The organism is Sorangium sp. So ce185, from assembly GCF_051526825.1.
Taxonomy (GTDB): Bacteria; Myxococcota_A; Polyangia; order Polyangiales; family Polyangiaceae; genus Sorangium; species Sorangium cellulosum_D.
Map to the genome: position 1 here is coordinate 6,625,990 of NZ_CP150316.1, position 13,716 is coordinate 6,639,705.

At 68.0% G+C, this 13,716-nt stretch carries 13 protein-coding genes; 10 read left to right on the forward strand and 3 right to left on the reverse strand.

What is annotated here, in order from left to right; translation table 11 throughout:
* The first annotated feature begins 273 nt into the window (after positions 1 to 273).
* Entirely contained in the window at positions 274 to 3,009 is a 2,736-nt protein-coding gene (locus tag WMF26_RS24290) for a bifunctional acetate--CoA ligase family protein/GNAT family N-acetyltransferase (protein ID WP_438002231.1), read from the forward strand.
* Between the two features lie 66 nt (positions 3,010 to 3,075).
* Here WMF26_RS24290 and WMF26_RS24295 read toward each other — a convergent pair whose 3' ends face one another.
* Positions 3,076 to 4,290, reverse strand: coding sequence for a cytochrome P450 (locus tag WMF26_RS24295; protein WP_438002232.1), 1,215 nt, complete (start codon positions 4,288 to 4,290; stop codon positions 3,076 to 3,078).
* 6 nt (positions 4,291 to 4,296) lie between these two features.
* A complete protein-coding gene (locus WMF26_RS24300) occupies positions 4,297 to 5,031 on the reverse strand; it encodes a TetR/AcrR family transcriptional regulator (protein WP_438002233.1) in 735 nt (244 codons plus the stop codon).
* 143 nt (positions 5,032 to 5,174) lie between these two features.
* Here WMF26_RS24300 and WMF26_RS24305 point away from each other — a divergent pair, with 143 nt between their 5' ends.
* The gene (locus tag WMF26_RS24305) at positions 5,175 to 5,498 is read left to right on the forward strand and encodes an ArsR/SmtB family transcription factor (RefSeq protein WP_438002234.1); all 324 of its coding nucleotides are present in this window, start codon (positions 5,175 to 5,177) and stop codon (positions 5,496 to 5,498) included.
* 69 nt (positions 5,499 to 5,567) lie between these two features.
* On the opposite strand, the gene WMF26_RS24310 is transcribed toward WMF26_RS24305, so the two are convergent.
* A complete protein-coding gene (locus tag WMF26_RS24310; protein WP_438002235.1) occupies positions 5,568 to 6,944 on the reverse strand; it encodes a porin in 1,377 nt (458 codons plus the stop codon).
* A gap of 23 nt (positions 6,945 to 6,967) precedes the next feature.
* On the opposite strand from WMF26_RS24310, the gene WMF26_RS24315 reads away from it, so the two are divergent.
* The 8 genes from WMF26_RS24315 to WMF26_RS24350 all read left to right on the forward strand — a co-directional run bounded on the left by WMF26_RS24315 (position 6,968) and on the right by WMF26_RS24350 (position 13,709).
* Positions 6,968 to 7,207 carry a hypothetical protein gene (locus WMF26_RS24315; protein WP_438002236.1) on the forward strand — a complete coding sequence of 80 codons (240 nt, stop codon included), beginning with the start codon at positions 6,968 to 6,970 and terminating at the stop codon, positions 7,205 to 7,207.
* Between the two features lie 325 nt (positions 7,208 to 7,532).
* The gene (locus WMF26_RS24320; RefSeq protein ID WP_061627849.1) at positions 7,533 to 8,432 is read left to right on the forward strand and encodes an NAD(P)-dependent oxidoreductase; all 900 of its coding nucleotides are present in this window, start codon (positions 7,533 to 7,535) and stop codon (positions 8,430 to 8,432) included.
* Positions 8,429 to 9,718, forward strand: a complete 1,290-nt coding sequence (locus tag WMF26_RS24325; RefSeq protein ID WP_438002237.1) for an ABC transporter substrate-binding protein — start codon at positions 8,429 to 8,431, stop codon at positions 9,716 to 9,718. The genes WMF26_RS24320 and WMF26_RS24325 overlap by 4 nt, the downstream gene beginning before the upstream one ends.
* Positions 9,719 to 9,721: 3 nt before the next feature.
* Positions 9,722 to 10,627 (forward strand): branched-chain amino acid ABC transporter permease, encoded by a 906-nt coding sequence (locus tag WMF26_RS24330; RefSeq protein WP_438002238.1) that lies wholly within the window; start codon positions 9,722 to 9,724, stop codon positions 10,625 to 10,627.
* Positions 10,628 to 10,699: 72 nt separating this feature from the next.
* Positions 10,700 to 11,677, forward strand: coding sequence for a branched-chain amino acid ABC transporter permease (locus WMF26_RS24335; protein WP_438002239.1), 978 nt, complete (start codon positions 10,700 to 10,702; stop codon positions 11,675 to 11,677).
* The gene (locus WMF26_RS24340; RefSeq protein ID WP_061627852.1) at positions 11,664 to 12,413 is read left to right on the forward strand and encodes an ABC transporter ATP-binding protein; all 750 of its coding nucleotides are present in this window, start codon (positions 11,664 to 11,666) and stop codon (positions 12,411 to 12,413) included. Before WMF26_RS24335 ends, WMF26_RS24340 begins: the two co-directional genes overlap by 14 nt.
* Positions 12,406 to 13,095: an ABC transporter ATP-binding protein gene (locus WMF26_RS24345; RefSeq protein WP_438002240.1), complete on the forward strand. Its 690-nt coding sequence runs from the start codon at positions 12,406 to 12,408 to the stop codon at positions 13,093 to 13,095. Before WMF26_RS24340 ends, WMF26_RS24345 begins: the two co-directional genes overlap by 8 nt.
* On the forward strand, positions 13,092 to 13,709 hold the full coding sequence (locus WMF26_RS24350) for an ATP-binding cassette domain-containing protein (protein WP_438002241.1): 618 nt from the start codon (positions 13,092 to 13,094) through the stop codon (positions 13,707 to 13,709). The genes WMF26_RS24345 and WMF26_RS24350 overlap by 4 nt, the downstream gene beginning before the upstream one ends.
* Positions 13,710 to 13,716: the final 7 nt, after the last annotated feature.

Sequence of the window (13,716 nt, forward strand, 5' to 3'; positions counted from 1 at the left end):
GCCGCGCCGGTCGGGCTGCGAGCCAAAGCTCCGCGGCTCGCCCGGGCGACACGGCCAGCGCTGCCCCTGATGGCGAGGCCGTGACGACTCGATGGCTGAGCCTGCCGGCCGAGCAGAGCCTGCTCGGGGCACAGAATCTGCTTCTCGCATCCTCCGGGAGACGGCCGATGCGCCGAGCCCGACCGCGTGGCAAGACAGCCGCCGTCGCCGCCGAACGACGCGCCGAGGAGCGCCCTCGGCGACCACCGAAAGCAGAGCCCCCCGAGGAGCGTCATGCCTGATCCCCTGCCCACGACCGACCGCGCCCACGACGTGCTTCGCCAGGAGTTTCAGAGCCTCGACCCGATCTTCAAGCCGCGGAACGTCGCCGTCATCGGCGCGACCGAGAACAGCGGCGCCGTCGGCCGCACCGTCCTCTGGAACCTGATCAGCAACCCGTTCGGCGGGACCGTCTTCCCGGTGAACCCCAAGCGGCCCAGCGTCCTCGGCATCAAGGCCTACCCGAACATCGCGGCCGTCCCCGCCAAGGTGGACCTGGCGGTCATCGTGACGCCGGCCGCGAGCGTGCCGGGCCTGCTCGGCGAGTGCGTCGACGCCGGCGTCCCCGGCGCCACCGTCATCTCCGCCGGCTTCAAGGAGATGGGCCCTCCGGGCGTCGCGCTCGAGCGGCAGATCATGGAGCGCGCCCGCGGGAAGATGCGCATCATCGGCCCCAACTGCCTCGGCGTCATGAACCCGATAGGCGGGCTCAACGCCACGTTCGCGAAGGGGCAGGCGCGGCCGGGCAAGGTGGCGTTCATCAGCCAGTCCGGCGCGCTCTGCACCGCGGTGCTCGACTGGAGCCTCCAGGAACAGGTCGGCTTCAGCGCGTTCGTCAGCATCGGCTCGATGCTCGACGTCGGCTGGGGCGACCTCATCGACTACCTCGGCAACGACCCCAAGACGAACAGCATCCTCATCTACATGGAGTCGATCGGCGACGCGCGATCGTTCCTGTCGGCCGCCCGCGAGGTGGCGCTGAACAAGCCGATCATCGTGATCAAGCCCGGCCGCAGCGAGGCGGCGGCGAAGGCGGCCGCCTCGCACACGGGCTCGCTCACCGGCTCGGACGAGGTGCTCGACGCGGCGTTCCGGCGCGTGGGCGTGCTGCGCGTGAACGACATCGCGGACCTGTTCTCGATGGCCGAGACGCTGGCCAAGCAGCCGCGGCCGCGCAATAACCGCCTGTGCGTCGTCACCAACGCCGGCGGCCCGGGCGTCCTCGCGGCCGACGCGCTCGTCGCCCACGGCGGCGAGCTGGCGCCGATCTCGCCGGAGATCCTGGGCGAGCTGAGCCGCTTCCTCCCCGCCGCCTGGAGCCGCAACAACCCGGTCGACGTGCTCGGCGACGCCGGCGCCGACCGCTACCAGAAGGCCCTCGAGATCTGCGCCAAGGACCCGAACAACGACGGCGTGCTCGTCATCCTCACGCCGCAGGACATGACCGAATCGACCGAGACCGCCGAGGCCGTGCGCAAGCACGCGCACGTCGAGGGCAAGCCGGTCCTGGCCAGCTGGATGGGCGGCGCCGAGGTGGAGGCGGGCAAGTCGATCCTGAACCGCGCCGGGATCCCGACCTTCGAGTACCCCGACACCGCCGCGCGCGCGTTCTGTTCCATGTACCGCTACACGTACAACCTGCGCGGCCTGTACGAGACGCCGAGCATGGATGAGCGCGCGCAGAACGTCGATCGCGAGAAGGCCGCGGCGCTCGTCGCCGGCGTCCGCGCGTCGGGCCGGACGCTCATGGATGAGTTCGAGTCGAAGCAGCTCATGGCGGCGTACGGCATCCCGACGGTGCAGACCGCCGTCGCTCAGCGCGTCGAAGAGGCCTCGGCCATCGCCAGGGAGATGGGGTATCCGGCCGTCCTCAAGCTGTACAGCGCGACGATCACGCACAAGACCGACGTGGGCGGCGTGAAGCTCAACCTGCGCGACGACGACGCCGTCCGCCGGGCGTTCGCGGAGATCCACGAGAGCGTCTCGCAGAAGGCCGGCGCGGAGCACTTCCAGGGCGTGACGGTCCAGCCGATGATCTCCCTGAAGGACGCCTACGAGATCATCCTCGGCAGCTCGATCGATCCGCAGTTCGGCCCGGTGCTCCTGTTCGGGGCCGGCGGGCAGCTCGTCGAGGTGTTCAAGGACCGCGCGCTCGGCCTGCCGCCGCTCAACGCGACGCTGGCCCGGCGCATGATGGAGCAGACGAAGATCTACCGCGCCCTCAAGGGCGTGCGCGGCCGCGCGCCGGTGGACCTCGCGGCGCTCGAGCACCTGCTCGTGCGGTTCTCGCAGCTGGTGATCGAGCAGCCGTGGATCCGCGAGATCGACATCAACCCGCTGGCCGTGAGCGCCGAGCGGATCATCGCCCTCGACGCCCGCGTCGTCCTGCACCCGGCGGACACCCCCGAGTCGGCGCTCCCCCGGTCGGCGATCCGCGCGTATCCGACGCAGTACGTGACGGCGCTGAAGGGCCGAGACGGACAGGCGTTCACGATCCGCCCGATCCGCCCCGAGGACGAGCCGCTGCTGGTCAAGTTCCACCAGACGCTCTCCGAGCGCACGGTGCGGCTCCGGTACTTCTACCCGATGCAGCTCGACCTGCGCACCGCGCACGAGCGGCTGACGCGCGTCTGCTTCGTGGACTACGACCGCGAGATGGCGCTCGTCGTCGAGAAGCCGCCCGCGGACGGCGCCGATCGCGAGATCATCGGGGTGGGCCGGCTGAGCAAGCTGCCCGGCACCAACGACTCGGAGTTCGCCCTGCTGATCAGCGACGAGCACCAGCGAAAGGGGCTCGGGTCGCGGCTCCTCGGCCTCCTCGTGCAGATCGCCCGGGACGAGGGGCTCTGCCGCATCAGCGCCGACATCCTCGCCGAGAACATCGAGATGCAGCGCGTCGCGCAGAAGCTCGGTTTCCGGATCACCCGCGATCTCGAGGACTCGACCTCGAGGGCAGAGCTCCTCCTGTAGGGCGGGCGCTGGGCGGGCGCGCTTGCTCGGAAACCGCCCCTCGGCCGGCGCGCGCTGCCTCCCGCTTCAGCGCAAGCTCCGCTGGACGTCCACGGGAAGTCGCCGGACGCTGATCATGCTCCACGGGTTGTGGAACTCGCAGCGATCGTCGCGGGCGACCGCGATCGTCCGGTACCGGTCGAGCAGGATCTCCAGCGCGATCTTCGCCTCGAGCCTGGCCAGCGGGGCGCCGAGGCAGAAGTGGATGCTGTGGCCGAAGCTCAGGTGCTGGTTAGGCTTGCGGTGGAGTTCGAAGGTGTCGGGGTCCTGGAAGTGGGCGCCGTCCCGGTTGGCCGAGGCGATCCACAGCAGGATCAGCTGATCGGCGGGCACCAGCTCCCCGCCGAGCTCGACCTCCTTCGTGGTCCGCCGGGCGAGCCGCGGGAACGGCGGGCGGTAGCGGAGCACCTCCTCGATGGCCGCCGGGATCCGCGCCGGGTCGGCCCGGAGCTCCGCCGCCGCGGCGGGGTGCTCGTCGAGGCAGAGGATCGCGTTGCCGAGGAGCGCTGTCGTCGTGATGTGCCCGGCGATCAGCAGCAGGCCGACGAAGCCGACGATCTCCTCGTCCTCCAGGCGGTGCCCGTCGACCTCCGCGCGCACCAGCTGGCCGATGAGATCGTCGGTGACGCGCTCGCGGCGCTGCTGGATGTGCGAAAGGAGGTAGCGGTTCATCTCGCCGAGCACCGGCCCGAGGCGGTCCAACATGGCCTGATCCGGCAACTGGCCCGGGCCCTGGGTCTCCCTCGACAGCAGCGAGTCGGCCCAGGCCTGGAAGGCCGCGCGGTCCGCGGTCGGGATGCCGAGCAGCTCGGCGATGACGATCACCGGCAGCGGATGGGCCAGGCTCCCGACCAGGTCGAAGCGCTCGGCGTCGCCGACGTCGGCGAGCAGCTCGCCGGTGACGGCCGCGATCCGCGGGGCGAGCCCCGCCACCACGCGCGGCGTGAACGCTTGGCTGACGAGATCGCGGAGCTTCCGGTGCTTCGGCGGGTCCATCCGGACGAAGTTGCCCCTGGAGAACAGGTCGAAGTCGGCCTGCGGCGGGATGAACTTGGACATGTCCGACGAGAACGTCGCCGGATCGGACAGCACGCGGAGGATGTCGGCGTGACGGAAGAGGTGCCAGATGCGCTGCTTCTCGTCGTGAAGAACCGGGGTGGACTCCCGCGCGTTGCGCAGCCATGTCAGAAAGGCGTCCAGCGTGGTCTGGGTCGGCTGGGTGGTCACGTCGGTTGTGCTCATATCGGATCACTCCTCGGGGCTCTCCCGCGTTGAGGTGATGTTGCCCTGTGCGAACTGCGCGTAGTCAGCGCGTAGCTGCTCGAAGCGGTCGATGATCGCGGGCGCGAGCGCGCGCACGACGCCGGGCTCGGGGGGCTCCGGGGGCTCGAAGGCCCTGCGCACCATCGAGGCGATCATGTCGGCCCGGTCCTCGATGGACCGCCTCTCCTCGGCCGGGAGCAGCGGATCGATCAGGTAGAAGCCGAACACGGCCGCGTTGATCGCGTAGATCTGGGCGTCCAGATCCACGTCGGTGCGCAGCAGCCCGTGCGACCGCAGGAGCCCGCAATACTCGCGGAGGTAAGCGAGCTTGTGCGCCTGGAGCGGCCGCGCCGTGCTGTCGCTGATGAGGCTGCCGAGCACCTCGGTGTCGCGAGAGAACAGCGCTTGCAGCAGCGGATACTCCTCCAGGAGGAGGAGCCTGCGCCGCATCACGCGGTGGAGCAGGATCTCCGCCGGATCCTCGCGGATGACCTCGGCGAACCTGTCGAACATGCGCAGGGCGTCGCGCGCGAGGACCGCGAGGAAGAGCGCCTCGCGCGTCTTCCAGTGCAGGTAGACCGTGCCCTTGCCGATGTTCGCCCGCTTGGCGACCTCGTCGATGGTGACGCGCTTGTACCCCCAGCGGAGCACCAGCTCCGCCGCTGCATCCAGGATCCGCTCGGCCCGCTGCCGCTGCTTCGAGAAATCTCCGTCGGCCACCCTCGCCCTCCGCGCCTTGATAAATGACCGATTTCGAAAATTGGTCAAGCGTCGAGCAGTCAGGATGCACAGACCTGGATTTCAGCGCCCTTCGACGTATGTTCCTTGACAGGAATATACTGTAATTGGAATATAACTTGTCGATGATGCAGACCTTCGCGGCGCTCGCCGATCCGACCCGCCTGCGCATCGTCGAGCTGCTTCGCGCCGGGCCCCTGCCGGTCGGCGAGATCTGCGATCGCCTGCCGCTCGCGCAGCCTCAGGTCTCGAAGCACCTGCGCGTGCTGCGGGACGCCGGCCTCGTCGGCGTCCAGCCCCGCGCGCAGCAGCGCATCTACGGGCTGCGCGCGGCGCCGCTGCGCGAGCTCGGCGCTTGGCTCGAGCGCTTCCGGGACATCTCGGACGAGCGCTTCGAGCAGCTCGACGACATGCGGGCCGAGATCCAACGCGACGAAGAGAAGGGGTGAGCCGGATCGGCTACCAGTCCCAGGCCGATCGCGACGCGCACCTGCGCGGAGGCGACGCGCTGCTTCCAGCTACCACTCTGCGAGCACGCCGGCGCTGACGACGTTGGCGTCCTGCGTCTCACCGCGATGCCAGGTGTGCTTCAGATTCATGCCGTCGATCGAGAACACCACAGGGGTCATGTAGTAGGCGATCTTACCGCCGATGCCGCGCACTTCCTCGATCACGCTGATCTTGACCGGGTTCGAGGCGGCCTTGTCCCAATCCGTCTCCACGACGTTGGTGGAGCCATAGGTGACCGCGACCTCGAAATCGCCCGCGCGGTAGTTCGCGGCTGCCAGGTAGCCGTAGTGCATGCGCAGCTCGCCGATGCTGTCGATGGCCGTGTTGCCGAGCGCCCACGCGGTGCCGAGGCCCTCGCCGAACCAGCCCGTGGCGCCGATGCCGAAGCCGGCGTAACGACCCCAGGCGCCGCCGCCGGCGCCCCACACGTTGCGCACCGCGTCCGCTGGAATCCCAGGGTCCTGCGCGTCCGGGTTGCTCGGCGACTCCTTGGTGCGGCCGACCATCTGCGTCAGGCCGTTGAGCCAGGCGTTGACCTCGTCCTTCACGGCGGGCTTGTCGTCCAGCACCTTGCGAAAGGTGAGCTCGCCCTCGAAGCGGGGCGCGATCGTGCGGTTCCAGGAGGCGTCGATCATGGCCGGGTCGAGCGCCGCCACCGAGAGCTGCACGCCGGCGAGCTCCGGCGTGGCGTAGCCGAGCTGCGCGTGACGAGACGGGAACATCGAGCCCACGCCCGTGTGGCCGCAGGTGGCCGCCCCTGACGAGTCCACGTTGCACGGGTGACCCACGCCGTGCTGGTGGATCAGAGCCCAGTTCATCCTCATGCCGCCGCGATTGAACAGGCCGAGGCGGCGGCCGCCCCACGCTGCGCCCCAGCTGCCGGACAGGTCCACATACTGCTCGCGGAAGTCCACCGAGGCCGCGTCGTTGAACTGGCGCACGTTGTTGTTCTGGGCGTTCTGAATGCCCGCCCACAACGCCAGCTTGATGGTGAGCTTCACGTCCGGCAAAACTTGCTTGTAGACGTTGAACGCCAGGATCGTGCTGGCGAACCCGCCGCGGATGCGGAACGTGTTCAGATCCGTGTCAGTGACGGTGTTGCCGACGGCGCCAGCGGGCGTCGGGTTGCCGCGGATCGAGATCTGCGGTCCTACCAGGATGTACCGTTCGGTCGAGGCAGGGTCGTCGGGGTCGACCTTGTTGCCCAGGCCATCCGCGTCGATCGTCTCGCCGCCGATCCAGTTGAGGTAGGCGTCGACGCGGCCGTTGGTCGAGACCTCCCAGTCGTCCGCCTTCTCCTTCTTGAGCAAGAAGATCTCGGCTCGCGCCGGCAACGAGGACAGCAGCGCGGGCACGACGCCCGCGCAGACCACGAGGGCTCGCACGACTCTCTTTGAATGAAGCACGTTTGTCGCTCTCCTCTGCCTGGGTCTCGAACGAAGGCCGGCGTGGAGCGCAGCCGGCGGCGCACGCAGCAGCCGGAACGAATAGTCCAAGTTTCAAAATTTTGAAATTAAAATTCCAAGCAACTCCACCGAACGGCGCTCGGAGCGGCGGCAATGCGCTCGGCCAGCTCCCGTCGACATTGGCGCAGGGCATCAACGATTCGACGGCGCAAGTCGAGTCGGTGGGCGGCGCATCAAAGTGAATAAATATGCAAACTCACTGCGCCCAGACGGCACGAGCGCAAAATATTTAATGATTATGAGCATTTATACGCTCTCACGCGCTCGCCCTCCGGCGGTGGGCGCCCATCGAGCGCCCCAGGCACATCCTGTGCCACGAGCGCTGCGGGCGAGCTCGGGCCTGTACCAGACCCCCTCTGAAAACCGCTGTCGGACCTCGTTCTACCGGTTGACAAAATAGAACAAATATTCTACGAGAAAGGTCCCTGGGCCAGAGCCGCTGGCGAGAGCAAATCAGAGCGCGTGGAGGCGAAGATCCTGCGATCAGCGCCCTGGTAGGAGTCCATCATGGCAAAGAAGATCGGGTTCGTCGGAGTGGGTTTGATGGGACACGGCATGGCCAAGAACCTCCTGGCCAAGGGTTTCCCCGTCACCGTGATGGCTCACAGGAATCGCAAGCCGATCGAAGACCTGCTCGCGCAAGGCGCGAGCGAGGCCAAGACGCCGCGCGCCATCGCCGACGCCTCCGACCTCGTCCTCCTGTGCGTGACCGGCGCTCCGCAGGTCGAGCAGGTCGTGTACGGACAGGACGGGCTCCTGGGTGCCTTCAAAAAAGGGATGATCCTGCTCGACTGCTCCACGAGCGAGCCGGCCATGAGCGAGCGCGTCGCGAACGACCTGGCGGCGCTCGGCGCGTCCTACGCCGACGCACCGCTAGCGCGCAGCCCGAAGGACGCCGAGGCCGGCAAGCTGAACACCATGGTCGGCGCCGACGAGCAGACGTTCGCCGAGGTGCGGCCGGTGCTGGAAGCGTTCTGCGAGAACATCTTCTACATGGGCGGCGTCGGCTCCGGCGCTCGCACCAAGCTCATCTACAACCTCATCACGATGGGGCACGCGGCGCTGATCGCGGAGGCGCTGTGCGCGTGCGCGGCCACGGGCGTCGACCTCGGCAAATTCGCCAAGGTGGTGGGCAGCGGCGGCGCCAACAGCGGCATCTTCCAGCTGATCGTGCCGAAGATCCTCGAGAGCGGCGACTTCAGCGGGCTCAACTTCACGCTCGCCAACGCCGCCAAAGATCTCCGCTACTACAACCGCATGGTGGCGGACGTCCCGCTCACGGCGCCGATGGGGCCTGCGGTGCTCAACGCGCTCGTGTCCGCGCTCAACTCCGGCTACGCGGACGGGCTCGTCGGACACATGGTCGCCTCCCACTGCAAGCAGAACAGCGTCGAGCTCGGAAAATGACCTCTCGCGCCTTGAACCTGGCGGCGGTGGGCGCGCTGTGCGCGCTCACCGCGGCGTGCGGCAAGAAGGCGGGCGCCGAGGGCGCCTCGTCCTCGCAGGCGGAAACAGGCAAGCCGCCGATCGTGATCGGCATCACGGCGGACGCCAGCGGCCAGTACGCGAACAGCGGCGACTCCGACAAGCGCGGCATCCTCATGGCCATCGACGAGGCCAACGCCAAAGGCGGCGTGCTCGGTAGGCCCGTGAAGTGGGTGCACATGGATACCGAGACGACGCCGGCGACGGGATCCCGCGTCGCCGAGCGCATGATCAAGCAGGACAAGGTCGCCTTCCTCGTCGGCGGCGTCAGCTCCGGCGTGGCCAACGCCATCTCGCAGGTGGCGCAGAAGTACGGCGTCATCTACCTCAACACGAACAGCAGCTCCGCCACGGAGGCCGGCGAGAACTGCCACCGCGTGAAGTTCGTGTGGGACGCCAACGGCAGCAACTTCACCCAGGCTTCCGCCAAGGGCGCGATCGAGGCGTTCGGCAAGAAGTGGCTCTTGCTCACCAACGACTACGTGTGGGGTCACGACACCGCCAAGGCCACCAAGAAGGTGGTGACGGAGAGCGGCGGCGAGATCATCGACGAGATCCTGGTGCCGCAAGGCACGCGTGACTTCAGCGCGATCCTGCTCAAGGTGCAGCAGAAGGCGCCGAACGTCATCGCCGCTGCCGTCGGCGGCGACGACCTGAAGGCCCTCCGCGCGCAGGTCGCGCAGATGAAGCTGGGCGACAAGTACGCCTGGATCAACAACCAGCAGGACTGGCCGGACATCTACGGCTTGCCGCGCACGGACCTGTTCGGCGTGTTCGGCACGACCTGGTACCAGGGGCTCGACTTGCCCGGGGTCAAGGAGTTCAACGCCAGGTACGCCAAGGCCAACCCCGACTCGAAGATCAAGACGCCGGGCAACGTGTTCTACAACGGCTACTGGGCGACCCGCTCGCTGCTGGAGGCGGTCGAGCGCGCCAAGACGACCAAGAACCACGCGGTGATCAAAGAGCTGGAGGGCCTGAGAATTTCAGCCAAAGAGCGCATGCAGCACCACGACGCCTACATGAACCCGGCGACGCACCAGCTGCAGCAGACGATCTACCTGGCCACCGCCGACCTCGACTCCCAGAACCCCGACGCGCTGTTCAAGATCCTCAGCCACACCGATCCGAGCCAGGTCGTCGACAAGGACGCGGACGCCAAGTGCAAGCTGGAGCCGCTCGAGTCGACGCCCGTCTACGAGCCGTAAGCCGTGCTGCCCCACCTGATCAATGGCGTCTCGCTCGGCATTCTGTTCGGGCTGCTGGCGCTCGGCTTCATGCTCATCGTCGGCGTCATGGAGGTGATCAACCTGGCGCACGGCTCGCTGTTCGCGCTCGGCGCCTACCTGGCGGTGGAGATCATCAATCCCGGGTTCATGGGCGAGGCGGCCAGCGCGTACCTGGAGCTGCCGCTGGCGCTCAGGTACGCGCTGGCGCTGATCGTGGCGCCGCTCCTGCTCGGCGTCGTGGGCATGGGCCTGGAGCGCTGTATCCGCCGCACGTACGGAAAGAAGTCCGAGTACGGCCTCTTGCTCACCTTCGGCGCCTCCCTGGTGCTCGAAGAAGGCATTCGCATCGTGTGGGGCCCGGGCGAGAAGAGCCTGCCGGTGCCGGAGGCCGTCAACGGCGCGTTCATGGCCGGTGACCTCATCTACTCCAAGTATCGGTTCTTCGCCGCCTTTCTGGGCGTCGTGATGATGGCGCTCGTGTGGCTGTTCCTGGAGAAGACGCCCTACGGGGCCCGCGTGAAGGCCGGCGCGCACGACGCCGAGATGGTGCGCGCGCTCGGCATCAACATCGGTCGACTGCGGCTGTTCGTGTTCGCCATGGGCGCGGGCCTGGCGGCGCTGGCCGGCATCATCCTGACGCCGATCTGGGGCCTGCGCCCGCACGTGGGCGTGGACGCGGTGATTCCCTCGTTTCTCATCATCGTGCTCGGCGGCGTCGGCAGCTTCTGGGGCGCCGTGCTCGCCGGGCTGCTCGTCGGCGTCACGGTCGGCATCACCGGTGGATACGCCGCCGAGTGGTCGGTCATGTCCATGTACCTCTTGCTCATCCTGGTGCTCAGCGTCCGCGCGCGCGGGCTGATGGGTAAGAAGAGCGCGCTCGAGGCCTGAGCGATGCCGCTTTACACACCCGTCACCGCCAGAGGCCGCCAGGCTCGCGGGCATGCCTGGGTCACGAGGCCGATGCTGATCACGCTGGCCTCGATGGCGAGCTTCCCGCTCTGGGCCGAGCACCTCGGGCTCTACCAGTACCTCGGCATCGAGGTCGCGATCTGGATGTTGTACGCCCTCGGCTACAACTTGCTCATGGGCTACACGGGCCTGCCCGCGTTCGGCCAGGGCGCGTTCCTCGGCGTCGGCGCCTACGCCTACGGCCTGTCTTACCTGAGCTGGTCGCAAAACCCGCTGATTTGCCTGGCGCTCGGCGCGGCCGCGGGCGGCCTCGGCGCTGCGCTCGTCGGGGCGCTCGTGGCGCACCGGCGCGGCATCTACTTCGCCCTCCTCACCATCGCCTGCGGGCAGGTGTTCTGGTTCGTGGCCATGAAGGCGCACTCGATCACGGGCGGGGAGGACGGCTTGCTCAACATCCGCCGGCCGGCGCTGGCTGGGCTCGAGCTGAAGGACAACGCCGCGCTCTATTACGTGGTGCTCGCCATCCTGGCGCTCGCGATCGTGGCGCTGTGGCGCCTGGTGCACTCGCCGTTCGGCAAGGCGCTGCAAGCCATCCGCATGAACGAGCCTCGCGCGCGCTTCGTCGGCTACAACGTGTGGCTCACGAAGTGGGCCGTGATCGCGCTCTCCGGCGTGTTCGCCGGGCTGGCCGGCGGGCTCCTGGCCATGGCGCAAGAGAGCGCCTATCCGGACGTGATGAGCGTGCACAGCTCCGGCTTCGTCGTCATGGCGGTGCTGATCGGCGGCGGCACCGTGAGCTTCTGGGGGCCGGTGCTGGGCGCGCTGGTGTTCATCGTCGCGCGCGACCTGCTCGGCGCCGCGACCGAGACCTGGCTGCTCTGGTACGGCTTGCTCTTCATGGCGGTGGTGCTGTTCCAGCCCGAAGGCATCGCCGGCGCGTACCAGCATTACCGCGCCAGGCTCTCGCGCCGATCTCGCGCGGCGGGACCCGAGCCGCTGCCCACGGAGGCTGAAAATGGCTCTGTTTGAGGCCATCCACCTGAGCAAGCGCTTCGGCGACCGGGTGGTCTTGGAGGACATCACGCTGTCGTTCGAGCAGGGCCAGCTGTCGGGCATCATGGGCCCGAACGGCGCCGGCAAGTCGACCTGCTTCAACGTGCTCACCGGTCACTTCCCGCCGGATCGCGGGCAGGTGCTGCTGGATGGACAGGACATCACCGGCCTGTCGCCGCGGCAGATCGCGCAGAGGGGCGTGGCACGCTCGTTCCAGATCATGAGCTTGTTCGACGAGTTCACGGTGCTGGAGAACGTGCTGTTCGCCGTGCCGGAGATGCGCCGCTCCGGCATGAACCCGTTCAAGAGCGTCGCCGCCGACTCCGCTGCCATGGACAAGGCGATCCGCGTCGTCGAGCAGGTGGGGCTCGGCCAGCGCCTCGACAGCAAATCGATCAACCTGTCCTACGGCCAGCGCCGCGCGCTCGAGATCGCCGTGGCGCTCGCGGCGGAGCCGCGCGTGCTCTTCCTCGACGAGCCGACGCAAGGCATGGGCGCCGAAGGGCGCGACCGGCTGCTGGAGCTGATCCTCACGCTCAAGCGCCGCTTCACCATCGTCATGATCGAGCACGACATGGACTTCTTGTTCCGGCTGGCCGACCGCGTGTCGGTGATCCACTGGGGCCAGGTGATCGCGCAGGGCACGCCGGACGAGCTGCGCTCGGATCCGTGGGTGCGCCGGGCGAAGCTGGGAGCGCCGGCGGATGCTTGAAATCCAGGGCATCGAGACCTTCTACGGCGAGACGCAGGCGCTGTTCGGCGTCGATCTGAGCGTCGGCAAGGGCGAGGCCGTGGCGCTCCTCGGGCCGAACGGCGCCGGCAAGACGACCGTCTTGCGCTCCATCCTCGGTCTCACGCCGGCGCGCCGCGGGGCGATCCGCTTCGGCGGCAGCGAGATCACGCGCGCGGCCACGAGCGACATCGCTCGCGCCGGCATCGGCTGGGTGCCGGACGATCGCCGCATCTTCCCCGCGCTCAAGGTGAGGACCAACCTTCAGCTGGGCAAGAAGAAGACGGCGTTCCGCAGCTGGAGCGAGAAGGAGGTGTTCGGCCTGTTCCCTGCGCTGGAGTACCTGCTCGATCGCGACAGCGAGAACCTCTCCGGCGGCGAGATGCAGATGGTCGCCATCGGCCGCGCCCTGCTGGGCGGCCCCGGCCTGGTGCTGCTGGACGAGCCGTCGCAAGGCCTGGCGCCCAAGCTGGTGCAGGACGTCATGAAGACCATCGCACGCCTGCGCGACGAGGGCATCGGCGTGCTGGTGGTGGAACAAAACGTGCGCAGCGCGCTGGCGGTGTGCGATCGCGCGTACATCATCCGCGGCGGCCGCGTCGTGCACCACGGGCCGGCCAAGGCGTTGCTAGAGGACGCACGCCTGCTGGGAGAGCTGTCATGACGACGCCGGTCCTCGAGGTGCGGAACCTGAAGAAGACGTACTCGCGCGGCCTGTTCGCCAGGAAGCAGACGTTCAGCCTCAGCGCCTCGTTCACGATCGAAGGGCCGGAGATCATCGGCGTGATGGGGCCGAACGGCGCCGGCAAGACGACCCTGTTCGAGATGCTGTCGGGCAGCAACGCGCCGACCAGCGGGCAAATCCTGTGCGGCGGGCGCGATATTCAAACGGTGAAGTACCGCGAGCGTGACCGCATGGTCATTCACTATCACCAGTCGTATCAGGTGCGCTCGGTCAAGAAGACCAAGCCCGATTTCATGCTGCAGCCGGCGGGCTCCGACTACCCGCTGGTGCACATCTTCGACGAGCCGCAGTTCAGCACGCAAGACGGGTACATCGGCTTCATGCTGAGCTTCTTCAAGCAGCTCCGCGCCAGCGGCCGCGTGGTCATGCTGTGCGTGCATCCCTACGAGCCGTTTCACATCGATATCATGCGTGACCACTGCGAGCGCTTCCTGTTCGTGGCCGGTGGTCATGTCGCGGAGCTGCCGACGTACGGCAGGCTGCTGGAACATACGGGCGTGCGCGACTACCTGGGCGCGCTCGCGGATTGTTGAGCAACGA

Excerpts from the sequence above, each read along its gene's own strand:
- WMF26_RS24290 (WP_438002231.1), top strand. The coding sequence starts at position 274 with ATGCCTGATCCCCTGCCCACGACCGACCGCGCCCACGACGTGCTTCGC.
- WMF26_RS24295 (WP_438002232.1), bottom strand. The coding sequence starts at position 4,290 with ATGAGCACAACCGACGTGACCACCCAGCCGACCCAGACCACGCTGGAC.
- WMF26_RS24305 (WP_438002234.1), top strand. The coding sequence starts at position 5,175 with ATGATGCAGACCTTCGCGGCGCTCGCCGATCCGACCCGCCTGCGCATC.
- WMF26_RS24320 (WP_061627849.1), top strand. The coding sequence starts at position 7,533 with ATGGCAAAGAAGATCGGGTTCGTCGGAGTGGGTTTGATGGGACACGGC.
- WMF26_RS24325 (WP_438002237.1), top strand. The coding sequence starts at position 8,429 with ATGACCTCTCGCGCCTTGAACCTGGCGGCGGTGGGCGCGCTGTGCGCG.
- WMF26_RS24335 (WP_438002239.1), top strand. The coding sequence starts at position 10,700 with ATGCTGATCACGCTGGCCTCGATGGCGAGCTTCCCGCTCTGGGCCGAG.
- WMF26_RS24340 (WP_061627852.1), top strand. The coding sequence starts at position 11,664 with ATGGCTCTGTTTGAGGCCATCCACCTGAGCAAGCGCTTCGGCGACCGG.
- WMF26_RS24345 (WP_438002240.1), top strand. The coding sequence starts at position 12,406 with ATGCTTGAAATCCAGGGCATCGAGACCTTCTACGGCGAGACGCAGGCG.
- WMF26_RS24350 (WP_438002241.1), top strand. The coding sequence starts at position 13,092 with ATGACGACGCCGGTCCTCGAGGTGCGGAACCTGAAGAAGACGTACTCG.